Origin of the sequence: Chlorogloeopsis sp. ULAP02, from assembly GCF_038404745.2 — a bacterium.
GTDB lineage: Bacteria > Cyanobacteriota > Cyanobacteriia > Cyanobacteriales > Nostocaceae > Chlorogloeopsis.
In genome coordinates this window covers 1-20,243 of record NZ_JAYKTT020000072.1, presented here as the reverse complement: position 1 = coordinate 20,243, position 20,243 = coordinate 1, and the positions used below count along the sequence as shown (strand labels likewise).

Here is a 20,243-nt window from a genome sequence, read left to right as displayed (position 1 = left end):
TAGGCTTGTCCAGAATTTTGAAACAAGATTCCCACTCGCCATTTTGGTGTCACTCATCATATTCTTATAAAGATTATGTTACATCGCGTCTATTTTCTTCAACCCAATCTACGCCAAAGTTTTATATTTAATTAAAGTGTCAAAACCTTTTTCTATATTCTATTAGGATTCGATTATCAATCATCAATTGACTATAACCACGCACAGTCAAATCTTCATTGAGCCGATATACTCCACCAAGTCGAAATGGTGAAGTATTAGAATTCAACAACGAACTAGCAGAGACAGATAATTTCGGATTAACGTTAAATGCTACTTCAGCTACTACGGTATTTTCAGAGCCTTTACCATCTTTTGAGCCAACGTTAGTAGTATATAGGCTGAAATTATCTAAGCCCAAGATGTTATTAACCAAATTATTTAATTCAGAAAGTATACCTCTATTTAGTTCATGAAGTAGACCTCGATTTAGCGATAGATGGTCGAGAGTATTCCCTCCTATTAAACTAACTATTTCTTCTTCACTTAGTTTAGGAGTGCTAGTTAATTGGAGATTTTCAAACAATTTGCAAGCTGGCCCTTCAACCTTGGCATCAACTGTTACATTGCCAATTTCACCAAAGTTATTATTTGATAAATCTGCAAATTCTGATGATGGGAATAGAGCAGAGTTATTGGTAATTGGAGGATTGTCTATATTTGAAACTAAAGAATACATCTCTACATTTAAAATCGGATCTAAGCCTTGGCTAGGAACAAATGAAGCAGTATTAGGACGGCTTGATACCAAGCGAAATTCAGTTGTATATAGGTTAATAGAACCACGATTTATATTAAATTCTCCTTTGGGAAGAGGGTTAAGTAATGTTCCATTAACAGCCATTTTCCCTGCAAGTGAAAAATTAAATAAGGGGCCTTTTAGACGAACTTTATCATCTAAGTTCAATCGTAGGTTATTAAATCGAGGTATAAACACAAAGTTTTGGTTCCCTTCGTTTGTTTTAATTGGATTGGCAGCAGTTATTTGCTGATTAGCTTGAGAATCACAAAGAGAAGATGAAAAAGGCGAATTAAATGATGTTATTTCTACTCTGGTATCTTCAAGGTTAATTTGTCCACCAATTATAGGTGCAAGGGCAGAACCAGTAATTGATACCTGACCATCAATGTTCCCTCGAAAAAGATTTTTATACCGTAACTTTTGATTATTCAGAGTAATGGTTAAGGGTTTGTTTTGTTCTAAAATAGTAGAATTTTCAGGCTTAAAAATAGGAAGAAAACCTTGAATCAATACATTCGCATTAGCGGCATTAGCTTGTAAGTTATCAAATTGAAGATGGTCAAAATTAAATAAGATGTTACCAGTCAAGTTTTCGATGATTTTTTGCATATTAGATGCTGCAAATGCCGCTTTGTCAAAATCAATAGCACCATTCATGAATGGTTTAATTTCTAAACCATTTGTTGTGTTACGCACAGTTCCTTTAGCATTGATTTGTACTGCTGCTTTGCCACCTGCCCAGTTCATTTGACCGTTTGTCAGAGCATTAATTAAAGATAATCCATCATCTTTAAGATTGACATCTAATCTGAATTCATCATTATTGGGAAATGCAGTTATAAAAGGCAAAGTATACGGAATACTACCACCTAACCGTAGCGGATTTTGTGAATTGGTAGCAAGCAATTCTCCATTAAAATTTAAGCGAGCATTATTATAGCTAAACAAAGTTTGAGCTTGATTAATTGGGGTTTGGTTGAGGCTTGCATTTGTTAGAAATAACTCTCCGGCTACTTGGGGATTTTTATAGTTACCTGCCAAATTCACATTACTGTTGAAGTCACCTTGAATATCAACAGGCAAATCAAAAAACTTACGTAGAGGTGATATGGGAATGTTCTGAGATACTAGCTGCCCAGATAGCTTGTCTAGCGCTGCTTGTCCTGAAAATGCTACCAGCGATCGCCCAGATTGTAATTTGAGAGGTGAAACTGCTAATAAGCCATTTTGGAAATTACCTTGGGCGATCGCCTGCTCGACTTGATACTCGCCCCAGTTCAAATCTTGACTGCGCAAGCCATAGTTGAATGTCAGCCCGGTGCGAGGAGAAAAGCCAACATTGACATTACCTAAAAACGTTCCTTGCAACTGTGAAAGTTCTGGTAATTGCAAAGCTGCTTGCTTCTGCGCTTGCTTTTGCTGTTGAGTGATGTCTGCAAGCAATTTTAGCTGTTCTGGCAGGTTAGTGTTATAGTTGCCCACTGGCGATAATCGCAATACTTTTGCAGAAGCATATTCAGGAGCTTTAAGTCCTCTAGAAAAATCTGAAAGTTCAAAAAAATGTAACGCTGCTAAAATATCTTGTAAATTGATAGGATGAGCAGTAATTTTTGCTCTTATTTGGGGCTCGCTTCTAAGATTCAAACTCCCAGTCATCGACACACGGCTTTGTGCCTTATGTAATTGACTTTGACTGAGGACGGCAGTACCGTTAGCATAGTGTAATTGTCCGGTAAATAAATCAGCCCCGATATAGCCAAGGGCTGGTTTAGTAACGCTTACAACTCCTACTACTGCTGGATTTAATAACTCTGTAAGATTCAAATCAAAGTTACCATTAAGGTTGCCCTTGACTACCCCTAAACCGAATGCATCTGCTGGGATGATCGCGAATTTTTCGAGCGGAAGATTGCGTACCTCTGCCAAGGTGCGATCGCCTTGATTAGCGATCGTGCGAGCAACAGTTTGCCCTTGTTGTAATAAGAAATTAATGGGACGATAAGTACGATCTAGCTGCAATGTAATTCGGTCTTGTTTACCAGCTAAATCTAAAGATAACCCTTGGTTTTGGACAAATTGCAACTGTCCTTTAAGTAAGGGTTCAAAGACAAAATCATTAACAGCAAATTGGTTTAACCCTAATTTACCTGCGAGATTGAGTATGTCTAAATTGCCAGTGATACGTCCGTTGAAGTTTACTTTTCCAGCGATACGGATGGCGTGATCAGGAATAGGAACTGGCAGCGCACCCAAGTTAAAGTTGATCAGTCGAGTATTCAAATCCAAGTTAGAGATACTAGGTATTATTTGTCCTGGTGCCTCCTGGACAAATACCCATCCATCTACTTTTACACCAGGAGCAGATGCTTGTTGAATTTGTAACCTATCTTTTTGCCAATGCAGTGAAGCTACAATAGGGCCGATTGGTTGGGGTTTTGCCACTGAAGGAAGTTGTGCTTTCCCCTGAGCCTGAATGGTAGCCTGGTTAAGATTATCCCAACTACCAGATACTTGCAAATTGCCATCAACCAGCCCTTGTGTATTGGCAGTAATTTTTTTCAATTGCAGATTACGTAAATTTACTAGTAAACGATAGTCTTGACCAAAATTCTTGGCTGTAGCGCGAGCAACAGTTTCGCCTTGCTGTAATAAAAAGTTAGCAGAACGATAGTCTTTATCTAATTGCAATTCAATTTTGTCTTGTTGCCCAGTCAAATTTACATTTAATCCTTGGTTTTGGGCAAACTGCAACTGCCCGTTAAGTTTGGGATCAAAGATAAAATCATTAACGGCAAACTGATTTAGTCCCAATTTACCTGCCAATTTGAGCGTTTTTAAATTGCCAGTGATGCGTCCGTTGAAATTCGCTTTTCCATTTAAACGAATAGCATCGGGAATCGGAACTGGCACAGTAGCTAAGTTAAAGTTTTGCAGTCGTGCATTTAAATCTAAATTAGAGATGGTAGGTATGCTTTTTCCTGGTGGCTGCTGAGTGAATATCAATCCATCTACCTCTAAACCAGGAATTGCTGCTTGTTGAATTTGCAGTTTATCCCCTAACCAACGTAGTGAAGCCTTAATCGGCGCTACCGACAACAATTTTTGATTGGTAGCAAGTTGGGCTTGTCCTTGCACAGACATGGTAGCTTGGTTGGCATGGTTCATACTGCCAGATAGTTGCAATCTTCCACTCGCTAGCCCTTGCATATTGACTGCAAACTGATTGAGCGAAATTTTTGATCCCTCTAAAAGTACCTGCCAGCGTTGCGGCAATACCCCCACGACTTGAGACAGTTCTGCCTGTAACCGAACATTCCCACCTGCAACAGAGAAAACCGTATCTTTAAATAAGAGATTATTACCTGCAATCACAATATTTCCTTGCCCTGGATAGGTTGCTTGAGGTGCTTGCCAGTGCAAATTGCCTCGAATATTGTTTAGATCACCGTAAATCTTCCCATCAGCAGTAATTTTACCGTAGGTTAAATTTGTACCTTTAATTCCATAAGAACTAGCAATACCATCTGTTGGTAAATCCTGTAGTTGCAAATTCAAGGTAACTGGCAGTTGTTTATCTAGTTGGATATTTCCCTTACCGACGATCGCACCACCATCTGCGGGAGTAACCAGAAACTTTTGTAAAATCAGAGCTTGGCGAGTCAACTGAAAATTAGCATTAGTTGTGGCAAAATTAACTTTATCTACTTTTACGGGTTTAGTATTTCTGGCGCTTCCTGTGATGATAGGTTGGGCGATCGCTCCCGTGATTCGCGTCTCAACCCCAAATTCTCCTGCAACTGATACAGGTGATTTGAGATCTAATGTTTTTAATAAAGCTTTGGCACTGACAGGAAGTACTTGGGCATTGAGATTATAACCATCTTGGGTGGTAAGGCTACCAGTAGCTCGTACTGGAATTTCTCCGTAACGCAAACTTACATTTCCTAAAGTGATGCGTTCTCCTTGCAGTTGGAGACTACCGTTGACAGATGTAATTGGTTTGGGAATACCATCAAACTTAGCTGCTAGATCGCGAAAACTCAAATTGCCACCAAACTGAAGCGGCTGGTTATGGGGAGGGAAATGAACATTTACATTGCTTGAGAGTCTGCCATTGAGGAGTTTCGCCGGCAGTGTGGGTAATAACAGCGTAATATCTGAAGCAAGAAAGTTTTGTGCTGTGGCTTGTAGCTTAATTTCTGGCAAGTTTAAATTAGCATTGCCTTGCAGTTGCAGACTTCCTCCGGTTGCTGGTTTTCCAGTCAAGTCGAATGCCATCAGTTGATAGTTGTCTTGCAATGAAAGATTGGCGTTAATATTGCCAATCTTGACAACACTTCTAACTTGATTTTGTAATTTAGAATTGAGATTAGGGGTTGATTGTTTTGGTGTTGCAAAAATTGAGGACAAATCCTCTGGTAAACTGTAAGGACGGTTGGGTTTTCCAATCGCAGACAAAGTAGCAGTACCATTTTGCACCGTAATACTAGGATTAATTTTGATTGAACTGTCTTTTAATCCTGTTTTTAGTTTTGATTGATTGATTTGTGGTATTATCCATTGTCCTTGTTGATTTTGTGACAAAAAGATATTGGGGCGTTCAAGAGTAATATTTAAAGGTAAGGTTTGAGTCAATAGAGCATCTAGTAGGTTGAAGTTGACTACAATGCGATCAATATTGACTTGATTTGGATCTTTTACAGTGGAAGAAATAGTAGAACGACCAAATGTGATATTTGTGAAGCTGAATTTTTGAACTTTGCCTACTTCTACAGGACGATCTAAAACATCTTCTAAGTTTTGAACAATCAAAGGCGAGAGTTGCTTGTCAATAAATTTGTATGCCCACCAACTTCCAGCAACCACTCCTACTAAAATGGCTCCAGTAATAGCGAAGCCACCTCCGATGAGAATTTGTCGAGTACGTCTACTTGTTCTTCGTTGAGGCTGATGATTTGGATGAGGTTGATTTGTCATTGGTTGCATCCTCTGTGCACAGAAGAAGGGAGCTTCTGAACTTGACCTGTTGATTTACACAAACGCACAAGGTAAAAATTATGATTGTGAAATGAATATTAGCATCATGCTTTTATGGTTGCGCGATCGCTATTTAAGTTAGTGGTGTGGCAAGGCTAAGAGGGTGCATTAAAACTGTGACTCATTCTAGTTTCAAAAAAATCAAACACAGAAGGACACAGATGTACACAGATTTTATGAATTTAAAATTTTCAGTATGTGATCAGCAGCAGCTAAACCTGATAAAACAGCACCCTCAATATTCGGTTGAACAAAACCATCTCCTGATATAACTAGTAATCCTGGCTTAGTTAGCGCAAACAAAGGCTCACCATATACTGTCTGTGGTTGGCTAAAGCGCCATCGATGCACCTGAAATTCTATTACCTGCGAGCCTAGCCATTCAGATGCAGCTTCTAGAAGTTGATTGGCGATCGCTAAATTGTCCATTTCCCAGTTGGTTGTGCTGAACTTGGGACTTGCGTGGAGTGTAACTGCATTGCCTTGTGGTGAAATTCCTTTTTTGTAATTGCAAGCTATCCAGCTTAGAGGTTCCCCATCCAACTTCATACCACCAGGATTTGGGATCAAAGAGGGCTGTGCTAATAGAGCAAGTACCGCAATACAGCGATGGTAGACTACCTGTTCCAATCTATGTCTCGATTGCGGTGCTAATTCAATTTGCGAACGATTTAGTAATTCTAGAGTTTGGGGTATCGGTGGTGTCAGCAATAGTACATCTGCTGAAAAGTTTTCGTTGTTTTCTGTCTTTACTTGCCAGCGATCGCTCTGCCATTCAAAACTAACGACTTTTGTATTTGTATGAACATTCAAGTTTTGAGCCAAATGTTGGGCAATGCTGCGATTACTATTGACTCCTCGATAGCAAACTTCACTATTGCTTGAGTGTTGATTGTGCCTTGAGTAACCTCGTGTCCATTCCTGAACAATTCCCTCTTGAATCCAACTGTTAACCCAATATTGAAACTTTGAATCAGTAACAGTAAAGTATTGAGCGCCGTAATCAAAGACACCTTCACCATACTCAGGATGTCTAATTCGACGAGTCGCCATTCTCCCGCCAATTCCTCGACCTTTGTCAACTACAGTAACGCGAATATTGTGACGTTGCAGAACTGTAGCAGCAATTAAACCAGAAATTCCACCTCCAATCACTAGGCAAGAGGATTGAGAAGACTTTTCAGCCATGAAGAAAAATATACATAATACCTGCTTAAGGATATCTCGAATTTGACTGAGATTTTTCCCACCAAAGAACAGTTGTTAAATTTTATTAAATTTAATTAAAATAATTAATGTGGCTTTTTAGCCTCACTTAAGACATGAATTGATTGAGAAATACTTATGTCCTCTTTAAACACTCAGTCCCATGAAGCCGTTGGAACTGCGGTACCGTCATGGCAAATCAAGTTACTCTATGACGGTGAATGTCCGTTGTGTATGCGAGAAGTCAACTTCTTGAAAAGGCGAGACGCGGGTAGAGGCTTGGTAGCATTTGTAGATATTGCAGACGAAAATTATACCCCCGAAGAGCATGGAGGTGTAGACTTTGCAACGGCGATGGGGCGCATTCACGCTGTTCTGCCTGATGGTAGTGTAATCAAAAATGTGGAAGTCTTTCGTCGAGTCTACGAAGCATTAGGTATGGGATGGGTATATGCTGCAACCCGTTGGCCTGTAATTGGCCCCATCGTTGATAGGCTGTATGGAATTTGGGCTGATTGGCGGCTTACTCTAACTGGACGACCAGATTTAGCAACAATCATAGCCGATCGCAACAAGCGGATTGAGTGTAGTACGCAGGGGCGCTGCCAACTAAGTGAGTAATGGTAAGTGGTTAGGCAAAATTAAACTTATCGGTGGAGGCAAGGGAACACAGAGAACTCTGTAGACGCGTTCGCCGTCAGGCGTTGCGTTAGCTAGCATCCCGGAGGGAACTTCAGAAGTTCGGAGCAATAGGGAACGGGGAACAGCAAAAAAAATGTGTAATTAATTTTGTTTAGGTACTTAATCAAAATTAGGGTGTGGTATTTAGGAAAAATTATTCTCCGTGTTCCCGTGTCCTCTTTCCTCCTCTTCCCTTGTATCTCTAAAAATATACGGTTATCCACCCTGTTTTTTAAATTTTTTTTGTAATAAATTATTAATAATATTTACAAAAGTTAATTTATATGATGGCGTAGGCTTTTAAATCAGTGGATTTTTGGTGTTCGTAATGCTTACAGCCTGGATTTTCTCAAAACCTATACCGAGTTTATTAAGTATCTTCCTTTTGTAGGGGAACGGAATTCTACTTATGCTTAAATTGCATGCATCTCAAGACTTGACGATGAACGTGCCTAATCAGGCAGTTCCAATTGAACACTATCTACGTCAACCACAACGTTTGGTTGAAGCTGTCACCGATCGCACTCAGGTAGAACCACTGAGTAAATCTGACTTTCGGCTCAAGCTTCGTCCTCTAAATTTTATGATGTTCAGTTTTAAACCGATAGTCGATTTGCAGGTTTTGGCACAGGCAGACGGAACAATCCATCTGCGATCGCTTGCTTGTGAGATTCATGGAGTCGAGTACCTACAAAAGTCTTTCAAATTCAATCTTACAGGTAATCTATCGCCTGAAAGTAGAGGAAGTGCCACATTGCTCAAGGGGAGAGCAGATTTGATAGTGCAAGTTGAGTTACCGCCAGCCCTTTTGCTAACACCCAAGTCAATTTTAGAGACTGCTGGTAATACTTTTCTCAATGGCATTCTTTTGACTATGAAGCACCGTTTGGAACGTCAACTAGTGCGGGATTATCAAGCTTGGGCTAAGGGGATGCAAGTTATTGCAAACACTTCTTCCATGATTCCAATCACAAATCCAGTTAGTTAGATTTGAGTTTTTTCCGAAATCAACAGCCTAAGTTTCGTAGTCATTATCAGCCTACAAATTAACTATGTATACTTAACCTCTTATATCTAAACCTCTAGGGAATATATCCCCACTCAAAAGCCCGGCATAATAGCTGGGCTTTTGTAATGGCTTGTGTGTAAGTTTGGATTTATTGGGTTCTAGCCGGGCGGGGTGCTGATTGTACAGTTATTTGCACGGTTTGTCCATTCCGTAGTAATTGCAGTTGTACATTACTACCTACCCCACTTTTGTCAACTGCCTGCTGCACTTGTTCGGCTGTTGTCACTGATTGATTATTGATTTGCTGGATTACATCTCCTGGGCGCAATCCAGCTCGCGCTGCTGGAGAACCTTGAGCAATGCGAACTATTAAAACGCCTGTATCGGTGCCAACCTGGATATTACTGTTGGGAAGATTGTTAATTTGTTGCCTAATCTCTGGCGTCAGGGCTATCATCTCAATACCAATGTAAGGATATTCAACTTTGCCCTCGGTAATTAATTGTTGGGCGATGCGTTGTGCTGTCTCAATTGGGATAGCAAAGCCAATGCCTTGAGCGCCCTGGATAATTGCAGTATTGACACCAATGACTTGCCCGCGAGCATTTAACAAAGGGCCACCCGAATTTCCAGGATTGATAGCTGCATCCGTCTGAATAAAGCCAATACCACGCTCAGAAATTCCTAAATCGCTTACAGAACGATCTATAGCACTAACAACACCAACTGTAACTGTTCTTTGCAAACCTAAAGGATTACCGATCGCGATCGCCCACTGTCCTGGTTGTACCTGCTTGGAATTTCCTAATTCTACTACTTGTAAATTGTTGGCAGGAACTTGCACCACCGCAACATCGCTGACGGTATCACTTCCAAGTACTTTACCCTCCAATCTGCGACCATCAGAAAAAGTAACCGTTACTCTATCAGCGTTGTTAACAACGTGAGCATTAGTCAAAATTTGACCATTTGCACTAATTATAAAACCAGAGCCAACACCGCGTACGACTCGTTCTTGTGGTTGTGTCGGTACGCGATCGCCAAAAAACCTGCGAATAAATGGATCTTGAAAAACGTCTGGAACTTGAGTGCGGACAGTGCGAGCAGTGTTAATTTGCACTACTGCCGGCTCTACTTTGTTTACGACTTCTACTACAAAATTGGTGTCTTCAGGAGTTGGTTCTAAGGGACGATTGTTTGTAGGTGTTGGCTGCTGAACTTGTTGAGTAGTATTATTTTCAGGAGTACTTCTGGGAACTTGTACCGAGCAGCCATTTAATAAACCTATGGCTGTTGCTATGAATGGTAGCAGTAAGTGTTTTGCTTCTTTGCGCCAAGGAAATTTGCCTAGAAAATGGTTTGTTTTCAAAGCTTCTTTCTTAAGAATGACTGGTTGTTCTTGAGTCTCGTAAAAGTTTAAATCAAAAGTATTCTGATTATTTTTTCTGCTTATTCTTTGCGTCATAGTTAGGCTTTAATTTAGATGTAAGTTATCCATTTGAGGATGTCTATTTTCAATTTTGATACTTTTTTAGTTTTTTTACCTCTGCCGGAAGAGAGCTATCAGCCATAAATTACCAAAAGTAATGATTTTACTGTGATTTTATGCATTTTTTTAATATTTGTAGTCATTTACTATATGGTATGAACTGATTTATAAAAAATTTTATAAAAATACTTATTTAATTTTTACTTACTTTTTATATTCACTCTTTAGGAATAGTTTTGATTCAGCTTCTTGTGAAGACGATAAAAATATTAGTAGCTACATTTCTTAGTAAGAGTAGCAATGAAACTAAATTATTTTTATAAGTTACTAGTAACATAATGTGGATTTCAGCATTTTTTTCGTCTGCCCAAGGCATACTTATTTTATCAGTATTAATTGCTATGGGTTTAGCATTAGCACACTTGTACTCTAGGAGGTTGAGATTCAAAAAACTTCCTCGTAGTCGCTGGTTAAGTGCTGCTGGTGGAGTATCGATTGCTTCTGTCCAAAATTCTTGTAGAGACGGGATGAATCGCGTCTCTACATCTGGGGTTTATATCGCGATTGGGCGATGCCAATTTTAGTCATCCTCATATTCTGCCCAAGAATTTGGAGTTTCTGACACCGCAACTTTTAGTTGTATATCCTGCGGCATCCGTTTTTTGGTTTCGTCGTAGATAAATTTAGCAATCATCTCAGCGGTGGTTTCGTACTCAGGAGGCAAGACTTCGTTGAGAACGCAATGATCGAGTCCTCCTTTGGAAACATCCTGTTTCGCCCAGCGTAAAGTTCTAAAATCGGCTACCATGACTGGATGCGGACAATATTCTGAGGAGTGCAATTTGGATGATATTGCTTCGATTCGTACTTTATAAGTGTGTCCATGCAACCTACCACAGGGGCCATCGTAATCTTTAATGAAATGAGCACTATCAAACGAGAATTCTGTTACTAGTTTCCATCTGGGCATTTTAACATCGCCTCAAAGCCAATCTTGAATATATTCTTTGTTGATCGTATACTCTGCTTCTAGGCATCTTGGGACAACAGGTTAGGTTTGTTATGCAAAGGCGATCGCCTTCAATTAAACCATACACTGAAGCTTCCATCGACTTCCTTTGGGGGATGTTAATACACAGATGACACACGTTGCACCAGAAAAGCCGCTTTATCCAAGACCAAGACTATCAGTTTCAGATACTAATAGTTTACCTTCACCACTATAAATCCAAATAAAACCTTCTCCACCTCCTTTGCCAAAATGACCTAATTTCCGGTAATCTTCTGTAATCCCATTTGTATATCCTTTGACCATGTCATAATCTGCAATCAAAGTTTCTCCTCTTTTTAATTCAATTACTTTGGCAGGTGCTAAAGTACCCGTGATCACTTTTGCTATTTGCCCTGGTAAAGCTTTGAGAGCAATTCTCCATTTCCCATCTCCAGAAGCAGCCATCTGGCGGAATTTTAATTTTCTTGCTCCTATGACTACATTGTCAGAACAAAACTGAAATACACCATCATCAAATTCCCATTGTTCTTGTTCTGAAAGTTCAATAGGTGTGTAATGCAAAAAATAACCTTTTTGTCTAGGTTCTAGGAAAACCATACCCAAACCTCTGTATACAGGCGCATTAAATTCTATCTCTGTTGTTAAAGACACCCATATATCTCTTAAACGATTATCAGTTTTATAAACATCATAAGTCAATTTTCCAATACAACTATGCAGTGTACCTTTTTGAATAATTACTCCAGAGTTTTCTAGTCTAATTTCCACTTGCTGAACAAGTGGAATATTTTTTGTAGGATGGTAATATTTATTTGTATCTTTGTTAATATTATTTTGCAAATACCATAAATCTGTTGGTTCCAAAATTTTGACTTCGTGGTGCATAATTTCTATCTCCGCTGACAATTAAGTTTAGGTGTATAAATTTTTTTAGTATTTGTCAATACTTGTAAGAATTTATAACGTTGCAGACAGAGAGTAGATATACACAAATGCTAGTTTGCTGACACTCAGGCGCAGGAAAGTCGTGCAGCGGCAGATAGATGCACAGCGATTCCAAAAACCGTAGCATTATATCTGTTTAATCGACTCAAAACTGAAAGTGCGATCGCTTTTTTACTATCTCATTGTTACTATCAACCTTAAGATAGGGTTTAATTTATAAATTAATGATTAAACTAGCACTAATGGCACGTTTACACACTCGCTTGAATGCACTGGCTCCTGTGTTAGGAGCTTTTTTATGAGATTTATTAGAAATTAGCAACTGTTTAATAACTGGATAAATAATGTAAGAGATTGTACTATGTATATGGCTAAATAGATGTTGCCCAATGGCGGTATCAATCCCAGATGTAGAGATGTGATTAATCGCTTCTCTATAGGAACTTTGGTTATGAGACAAAATTATTTTCACGCTATAACATCAGTAACGCCACCAAAGAAGTGAGTGGAAGTAAATACGCTTCAAGCTTTTACCAATGAACACAACTTACAAGAATAGACACTGCGCGATCGCGCTTTGCCGAGATTTTCTTGTGGTATGGGCAGTATGCTCCGAAATTCTAGGCTTCTAGTCTGTTCGGTGCAGATTAGATGGCCATATCCAAGCTTTATTTTACATTTATGCACTAAATTAGTTCGGTCACGCCACTACTACAGTTTAAGGTTTACTTTATAAATCATCTCTAAGCAGATATTTTTGGCTCTATCTATGGTAGAGTCAACAGGTATAATTTTATATTCCTTATGTAACTTTAGCTAGAAGAAATAATATAATTTTCTTATTATTATAAGAATTAGTTTAAATTTTGGGTTTAATTAATAATTAATTACTTTTTGAAAGTAAAAATCAAATTTTGAATAATCTTTAACAAGAACAATAAAAATCTATCTTATTTAGTAAATTTAATATTTTTCCCAAAATATTATTAAATAATTTTAATTATGATTAAACTTGACGAAAAACAGACTACCGAAAAGACTAATACTCAAAAAAATGGCATACTTCAAAGCCTTTGGAGAGCGAAAGTATTATTAGGCTTAGTAATGTTAGCAGTGATAGTAAGGGCTTGTTATAGTAACGGTCAACAAACAGTAGCTCCTCCAGGTTTAGTTACCACTACAGATGTAGTTAACAACACTGAGGAATTAATTGGTAAAAGTGTAACGATTAAAAGCAAACCTTTACAAACAGTTGGTTTGAGCTCATTTACAGTTAGCGATCGCCGTTTTTTTAGTGGGAAACCGATCATAGTTGTAAATGCCTCTGGAAAAGCCTTTGACTTACCCGAAGATCCAAATGTTGCAATTCAAGTCACAGGTGAGGTTCGCAACCTGATAATTTCAGAAATTGAACGGGAGTTTAAGCTCAGGTTGCAAGATGAAAATTATAGAGATAGCATCAACAAACCTGCGATTATAGCTCGCTCTATTATACTTTCTCCTACACCGACTCAAGTCCGTGCCAATATTGATGTATATTCAGGTAAAAGACTAGTAGTAATCGGTAAAGTTGAAAATATTCAAAGCCCAGTTTTATTTTCAATTAAGGAAAATCGACTGTTTGTCGGGGAAAATTTGCCAATTTTATTAAATACGCCGCCAGCGGTAGCTATTAACAAAGGGCAGACAATAGCAGTCGTCGGCATAGTTCGTCCGTTTATTGTGGCTGAGATTGAACGAGATTATAAGGTAACTTGGGATTTGCAGGTGAAAAGACAGTTAGAAGCACAATATAATAATATGCCTGTAATCGTTGCCGAAGCTGTATATCCTTCAGGGATTTAGTATAAATGCCGTTGCTACAACCCGGATCAGGCAGTCTTTGAGTACTTGAGCCAACAGTTCCGTTGCAACAAAGAAGCTGTGACTCAGGTGGGTGATGACGTATTTGGGAGCGATCGCCTAACTCCCACTTCTAGAGTTTGGATTTATTTACCAGTGATATAAAACACGAAAAAAAAGTTTTCTTGCGTCTTTTTACTTATATAATGATTTTGGTAATAATTATAGTCAATCACAACTAGATCTATTTCCCCTTAGCTGGGATAAGCAAGGTTTGGAACTTGCCTGGCAGAAACTATTGTACAGAAGCCACGTGCCAGGAAAAAGCTTTAGAAGTGGATGGTGTATTTGAAACATTGTGCCTGCACTAACTAGTGTTGGTACTGATTCTCAATTAGTTATTCTAATTGCAATGCTAGAAAGAATTACCTTCTTTTTGCCAAAGCCAAGTTATTTCTACCTAAAGGTAGGTGAGTAATATTTTGAAAATTTCCACAATCATGACTATTGGGTAAAAAACTCTCCAGTCTCAGGTTTTGCATCTTATCCTATTGTCCTAATACTTTAAAGCGATGTCTTGTCAAACATTTGACAAGCTTTTACTGGAGTTTCAAATCAGGGTGAAGTACAAGACTTTTGCAAACAAAATTTAGCTATATAGACTATGTCATGCTCAATCAAATCATCCAAGCTCTGCTCGCCAGTGCTGGTATTTTGTGGAAATCATTTTGGGCATTGGTGTTCGGGTACACGATTTCTGCTGTCATTCAGGTACTGGTTAACCGCTGTGGAATGGCAAGAGTTTTAGGTAAGCGCAGTTGGAAACAAGTGACTTTAGCTGGGTTATTTGGTTTGATCTCTTCATCATGTTCATTGCCAGCGATCGCTGTGTATGTCTGCATAATAGTAGCAGCAATTACAGTACATGAAATTTTTGCTCTGTGTGGCGTACTTCCTGTTGAACGATCTATGCTCACACAAGTGTATAGGTTTAGCATTGATTACACTTTGTGGCTCAATATGATCTTTGCTGTACTTGGTGGTGTATTGGTGTGGTTACACTGGCAAAACAAACACGTCTATCAAGCTGCCGATACTGAACAATACTCGCAACAGGAGGTAGCAAAATCATAATGCACAGTAGTAGTTAATACTAAAATTTATGAGTATTTAGTTATTAATGAGTTATATCAAGACAGGAAAGTAGCTGCAATGGAACACATATGGTATAAAAACGCAATTATTTACTCTCTAGATGTGGAGACGTTTGTAGATTCCAATGGAGATGGCGTAGGTGATTTTCCGGGGCTGACGAACCGACTTGATTATCTGGCTGGGTTAGGAATTACTTGTCTGTGGTTATTGCCATTTTATCCTTCTCCTAATCGTGACAATGGTTACGATGTAATGGACTACTACAATGTTGATTCTCGATTAGGAACTTTAGGAGATTTTGTAGAATTCATGCACGAAGCGCGAGAAAGGGGTATTCGCGTGATTGCGGATTTAGTAGTTAACCATACTTCCGATCGCCATCCCTGGTTTGTAGCAGCACGATCAGATCGGAACTCGAAGTACCGCAACTATTATGTTTGGACAGAAGAAGAACCTAAGGTAGACTCACACACAGTTATTTTCTCTGGAGAAAAAGAAAGTGTTTGGGAGTACGACGAACAATCAGGAGCTTATTACCTACATCATTTTTATAAAGAACAACCAGATCTAAATATTGCCAACCCGGCGGTACGAGAAGAAATTTGCAAAATCATGGGTTTTTGGTTAGAGTTAGGCGTTTCTGGTTTTCGCGTGGATGCTGCTCCCTACTTGATAGAAGGAATGGGCATTCCTGGTGCAGAACCATCCGATTTAGAAAATTTCCTATCCGAGATGCGGGAGTTTGTTTCATCTCGTCATGGTGATGCAGTACTACTAGGAGAGGCAAACGTTGAGCCAGATAAACTTTGTACCTATTTCGGAGATGGCGATCGGATGCAAATGCTATTCAACTTTTGGTTGAATCAGTATATGTTTTTGGCTCTTGCCCGTCAGGAAACAAAACCTTTATGTGATGCGCTCAAGTCTCTACCAAGTATTCCTCATACTGCACAGTGGGTAAACTTTGTCCGCCATCACGATGAGCTTTCTTTATCTGAACTTACCCCAGCTGAACGACAAGAAGTATTTGCGGCTTTTGCACCTCAAGAAAATATGCAGATTTACGGGCGGGGTATCCGTCGCCGACTACCACCCTTACTAGGAGGCGATCGCCGTCGTATAGAATTAACTTACAGTCTGTTATTTAGTTTACCTGGTACGCCTTTAGTCCGTTACGGTGAAGAAATTGGTATGGGTGATGACTTGTCTTTACCAGGTAGAAGCAGTGTTCGTACACCGATGCAATGGTCAAATGAAGAGAATGGAGGCTTTTCTACTGCCCCGACTTCTGCTTTGCCTCATCCTGTCATTTCTCAGGGTGAATACGGCTATGAGGATGTCAATGTTGCTACCCAGCAGCGTCAACCAGATTCTTTAATTAACTGGATGGAACGGGTAATTCGCATTCGCAAGCAGTGTCCGGAGTTAGGGCGGGGTCAATGGCATATTCTAGAAACAGATGAACCTAGCGTTTTTGCCCATTGTTGTGAGTGGAATGGCAATGCGGTAATAGCAGTTCATAACTTAGCAGATAAAGTCTGTAACGTTAGGCTCAAATCACCACAGTACCAACATTTGATAGATTTGTTTTGCAATTGTCAGTATGAACCACTCGACGGTGATGTTCACTCCATACCTTTATCAGCATACGGCTATCGCTGGTTCCGAGTTAACAGTATGCTCTCATTCGGCTAATCGCAATGATTAGTCATTACGATTTTGCCCAAGTTGGTAGAGCAACATTATTGCCACAATCGCTCCAACTAATCCGGCTGCGATCGCATTCACCATCGCTTGAATGGCAATAATAGTAGACGGTGGGATCATTGCTCCTTGGGTTACCATCGTCGCGCTTTGATTGGGAGTAATCACAGTCGAACCTTGAGGCAGCGTTAACATTTTGAAGCTCAATTCACCAACTCGCGCTAGGGCAATCAGTACTGCAAGCGCCATAATACTAAGATTGGCAAGTAGCCCGAATTTCAGATCTCGGCTAATCTCAGACTTAGCTGGGCGCAGTTCCCGAATCGTTAGCTTGTTTGCTAGTTGTGTATAGCGAAAACACCAGTAAATACTAAAAATGAGAATCCCTAAACAAGCGATCGCTAACCATATACCAAAGGAAAATCCACCTTGTCTAGGATTGAACAGCACAGATGTGACTACTACCAATAGCGGAATAAATCCCAGCAGGGCTTGCAACCAGAAGCCAGCCCATCCCAGCCAGCGCATAGAACGAGCGATCTGTTGGGGAGTAGAGCTAACAGTTTCAGTTTTAAGGAAGTCAAACATATACAATTTCGGATTTTGGATTTTGGATTAAAAATTGCTTTTGTATTCGGCTTTTGTGAATATATCTGTTGCAATCAATTTTTTAGTTCGTATTACTTGGGAAGAAAGATATAGGCTCAAGCAGAAGGAGATTTGCCTACCTTATTCATTGCCATTCCGCGACGGCTACCGAAAATATGGGCGTAAACATAGGAAAACACACAGCCAACTAGGAAAATTTGGCACGTCAGATAAATCCACAGCAACAGAATCATAACGCTTCCGATCATGCCATAGGATAGAAAATGACTACCGATCGTAATAATGCTATTGCTAACTAATTGTTGCAACGCCACCAGCAGTAAGGCAGTAAGTAGAGCACCTAACCAGACATCACGCCAACCTACATAAACGGATGGCAAAATTTTGAATAAAATACAGGCAGCCAAAGCCAAAATGAAAAAAGCCGAGCCGGCATAAAGCCCTTGGGATAAATGCAGTTCATTAACCTGGATAAAGGAAAAGGTTTCTTTAAAGGTTGCGACTAGCTTGAGGATTGTCTTAATGGCAATATTTGAGATTAATGAAGTCAACAACAATAAGGCAGTTGCAAAAACCAACATAAAAGACAGAAGTTGGTTCAGAAAAAATGAAAGTACCATTCTATGAATTGATGCTGATTCAGAAGCTGTATAATGCGATCGCCAGATTTTATTGACTGAATTTCTGAGAACGGCGAAAACTGTACTGGCTGCGGATAAGAGCAATCCAAAACCAATGATTCCAGCTCCGACACTGTTTTTGTTGAGGGCAACTACAGTTCCTTTCACCAGTTCGTGAACTTCTGGAGGTAAAAACCGATCTACGACTTCTTTGAGGTATTGAAATGCATCAGAATTGGGTTCAATCACCGAACTGATCACACTTAAGATTACTAATAGCATTGGAAACAGTGAGAAGAGGGCGTAGTACGATAGGGCAGCTGCCATACCGGGGCAATTATCTTGATCCCACTTCAGTCCTGTTTTGATGAGGAGTTGAGCTGGTTTTGACGGTATAATATTGGCTCGAATATATCGAATCATAAGAACTGATGTCTGGTGCAGAGTTACAAGTTTAATCAAGAGGAACTTTCAACTTAAAGTTTGTAACCAATCTTACGCAATAATTCCTGCCGTGCTTTGACATCATCAGCACTTTCTATACCCTTGGGTGAAAATCCATCGACAACACCTAAAATACCGCGACCTTGTTCTGTTTGAGCGACTATCATCTGTACAGGATTTGCTGTGGCGCAGTAGATATTACAAACCTCTGGACACTGTTTAATAGCATTCAAAAAATTGATGGGATATGCCTCTTTTAATAGAATAATAAAGCTATGACCAGCAGCCAAAGATTTGGCATTTTTTGTTGCTACTTCTTCCAAATTTCTATCATTACCTGTGACTCTAATTAGACAGGGGCCAGAAGCTTCACAAAAGGCTATTCCAAATTTAACTTGGGGAGATATTCCCACCATGATTTCATATAAATCTTCTACTGTTTTAATAAAATGGGTTTGACCAATAATGATATTACTTCCTTCCGGAATCTCCATTGCTACTGATTTTAATTCCATATTATTTTTCTCCAAATAGCAGGTAAAAGGTAGAGGACAAAAGACTTATGATATCTAGTAGGGTATTTACGGCTATGCAAAGATTTGAGAGTTTAAGAGAATGAAAAATTACCGTAACGTAGCATGATGGTGGTGCGTTACGCGTTACTTTAACACACTCTACAATTTATAAATAATTTTTAATAATTTTATATTTCATTCTGTCTATTTATGTTCATTTATTTAATTATAGTGAAGCCTATCTAATTGGTATATACTGTTTAAATTATGCTACATAATTTTTGTTAGATGAATATTGATAAAAAAGAGGCGATCGCATTTTCTACAGAAAAATTGCGCATATCTTTATAACCAACTATTATTAATTTGAGTTGAAAAAAGACGATAACTCTTGCTTTGTAAAGAAGTAAAGTTCTGAGTTACTACAATTGTGTAACATCAAAAAACAAAAAACATTTGCTAATTATTAAATTTTATTGATTGTATTGCAGACAATTGAGAACTAATACAGAAGTCTAAAGTTAAGTCTTAAAATCAAGTTTTCCACTTTTAATATAGGATAAAAATGCCTTATTTTTTACATACTGGGTACAACATTAGTTTTTGACTCAGACTAAATTTTGTCAATCTTTTTGTATGCCCGCTTGCAAGAGTGGGCTTTTTACTTCACTAACCGAGTTGACGGCGAAATAGGTGGCTTACTTACCCCTAAAAATATGACTGTAAAGATTAATAAAACAAAAGTATTGGGCAATAACACTTCTAAGTCAACTCTCTTGAGGAGTAAAGTGCGTGAAATCGTGACATAATCTCGTAGCGGATTTAGCCAAGACAAATATTGAAAGAATACAAGCATACTTTCAATCGGTGTGACAGCACCAGAGAGAGTATTGACTGGCATATTGGTGAAAAAAGTAGTAAGCTGAGTACTTTCGGCAGTTTATCCAGAAGTGTGGAGCCAAATAGTCATACTTACCACGGTTGAGAATGCAATTTCAGCAAGCCGTAAGCAATCTCTAAGCGATGACTATGATTTCTAAGCTAATAATCTATTCAAATTGCATCCCCGCGTCTCCCGTTCTCCGCGTCTTTGCGTCTTTCTAAGGCTAAGGATTATGCAACTTAAAGGCGGATTAGCTTATCAATTGCCCTGGCTGTTCTGCTTTAATCTATATGGGTGAACCTTAAGTAATA

Annotated in this window: 15 protein-coding genes; 6 read left to right on the top strand and 9 right to left on the bottom strand. The window is 39.1% G+C overall.

Annotation, left to right across the window (positions count from 1 at the left end; genetic code table 11):
- Positions 1–139: 139 nt before the first annotated feature.
- Together U2718_RS25435 and U2718_RS25430 are read right to left on the bottom strand one after the other, a co-directional pair.
- Entirely contained in the window at positions 140–5,758 is a 5,619-nt protein-coding gene (locus tag U2718_RS25435) for a translocation/assembly module TamB domain-containing protein (protein ID WP_342002875.1), read from the bottom strand.
- 234 nt (positions 5,759–5,992) lie between these two features.
- On the bottom strand, positions 5,993–7,006 hold the full coding sequence (locus U2718_RS25430) for an NAD(P)/FAD-dependent oxidoreductase (protein ID WP_342002874.1): 1,014 nt from the start codon (positions 7,004–7,006) through the stop codon (positions 5,993–5,995).
- A gap of 156 nt (positions 7,007–7,162) precedes the next feature.
- Here U2718_RS25430 and U2718_RS25425 point away from each other — a divergent pair, with 156 nt between their 5' ends.
- Both U2718_RS25425 and U2718_RS25420 read left to right on the top strand, forming a co-directional pair.
- On the top strand, positions 7,163–7,645 hold the full coding sequence (locus tag U2718_RS25425) for a DUF393 domain-containing protein (protein ID WP_342002873.1): 483 nt from the start codon (positions 7,163–7,165) through the stop codon (positions 7,643–7,645).
- A gap of 469 nt (positions 7,646–8,114) precedes the next feature.
- Complete coding sequence (locus U2718_RS25420; RefSeq protein ID WP_342002872.1) at positions 8,115–8,693, top strand: DUF1997 domain-containing protein; 579 nt, start codon at positions 8,115–8,117, stop codon at positions 8,691–8,693.
- Positions 8,694–8,862: 169 nt separating this feature from the next.
- Here U2718_RS25420 and U2718_RS25415 read toward each other — a convergent pair whose 3' ends face one another.
- Positions 8,863–10,179, bottom strand: a complete 1,317-nt coding sequence (locus tag U2718_RS25415; protein WP_411813364.1) for an HhoA/HhoB/HtrA family serine endopeptidase — start codon at positions 10,177–10,179, stop codon at positions 8,863–8,865.
- Between the two features lie 362 nt (positions 10,180–10,541).
- On the opposite strand from U2718_RS25415, the gene U2718_RS25410 reads away from it, so the two are divergent.
- Positions 10,542–10,787, top strand: coding sequence for a hypothetical protein (locus U2718_RS25410; protein WP_342002871.1), 246 nt, complete (start codon positions 10,542–10,544; stop codon positions 10,785–10,787).
- Here U2718_RS25410 and U2718_RS25405 read toward each other — a convergent pair.
- Positions 10,784–11,173: a 6-pyruvoyl tetrahydropterin synthase family protein gene (locus U2718_RS25405; protein ID WP_342002870.1), complete on the bottom strand. Its 390-nt coding sequence runs from the start codon at positions 11,171–11,173 to the stop codon at positions 10,784–10,786. The two genes, U2718_RS25410 and U2718_RS25405, sit on opposite strands and share 4 nt — an antisense overlap.
- 198 nt (positions 11,174–11,371) lie before the next feature.
- The gene (locus U2718_RS25400) at positions 11,372–12,100 is read right to left on the bottom strand and encodes an AIM24 family protein (protein WP_342002869.1); all 729 of its coding nucleotides are present in this window, start codon (positions 12,098–12,100) and stop codon (positions 11,372–11,374) included.
- Positions 12,101–13,162: 1,062 nt separating this feature from the next.
- On the opposite strand from U2718_RS25400, the gene U2718_RS25395 reads away from it, so the two are divergent.
- The 3 genes from U2718_RS25395 to U2718_RS25385 all read left to right on the top strand — a co-directional run bounded on the left by U2718_RS25395 (position 13,163) and on the right by U2718_RS25385 (position 16,852).
- On the top strand, positions 13,163–14,005 hold the full coding sequence (locus U2718_RS25395) for a hypothetical protein (protein WP_342002868.1): 843 nt from the start codon (positions 13,163–13,165) through the stop codon (positions 14,003–14,005).
- Positions 14,006–14,638: 633 nt separating this feature from the next.
- Positions 14,639–15,136, top strand: a complete 498-nt coding sequence (locus U2718_RS25390) for a permease (protein ID WP_342002867.1) — start codon at positions 14,639–14,641, stop codon at positions 15,134–15,136.
- A 78-nt stretch (positions 15,137–15,214) separates the two neighbouring features.
- Complete coding sequence (locus tag U2718_RS25385) at positions 15,215–16,852, top strand: alpha-amylase family protein (RefSeq protein WP_342002866.1); 1,638 nt, start codon at positions 15,215–15,217, stop codon at positions 16,850–16,852.
- A gap of 9 nt (positions 16,853–16,861) precedes the next feature.
- Here the strand turns inward: U2718_RS25385 and U2718_RS25380 are convergent, their stop codons facing one another.
- From U2718_RS25380 to U2718_RS25365, 4 genes are all read right to left on the bottom strand, one after another.
- A complete protein-coding gene (locus U2718_RS25380) occupies positions 16,862–17,449 on the bottom strand; it encodes a DUF3611 family protein (RefSeq protein WP_342002865.1) in 588 nt (195 codons plus the stop codon).
- A gap of 116 nt (positions 17,450–17,565) precedes the next feature.
- Positions 17,566–18,513: a YihY/virulence factor BrkB family protein gene (locus U2718_RS25375; protein WP_342002864.1), complete on the bottom strand. Its 948-nt coding sequence runs from the start codon at positions 18,511–18,513 to the stop codon at positions 17,566–17,568.
- A 53-nt stretch (positions 18,514–18,566) separates the two neighbouring features.
- Positions 18,567–19,049 carry an adenosine-specific kinase gene (locus U2718_RS25370; RefSeq protein WP_342002863.1) on the bottom strand — a complete coding sequence of 161 codons (483 nt, stop codon included), beginning with the start codon at positions 19,047–19,049 and terminating at the stop codon, positions 18,567–18,569.
- Positions 19,050–19,710: 661 nt separating this feature from the next.
- Entirely contained in the window at positions 19,711–19,950 is a 240-nt protein-coding gene (locus U2718_RS25365; protein WP_342002862.1) for a hypothetical protein, read from the bottom strand.
- Positions 19,951–20,243: the final 293 nt, after the last annotated feature.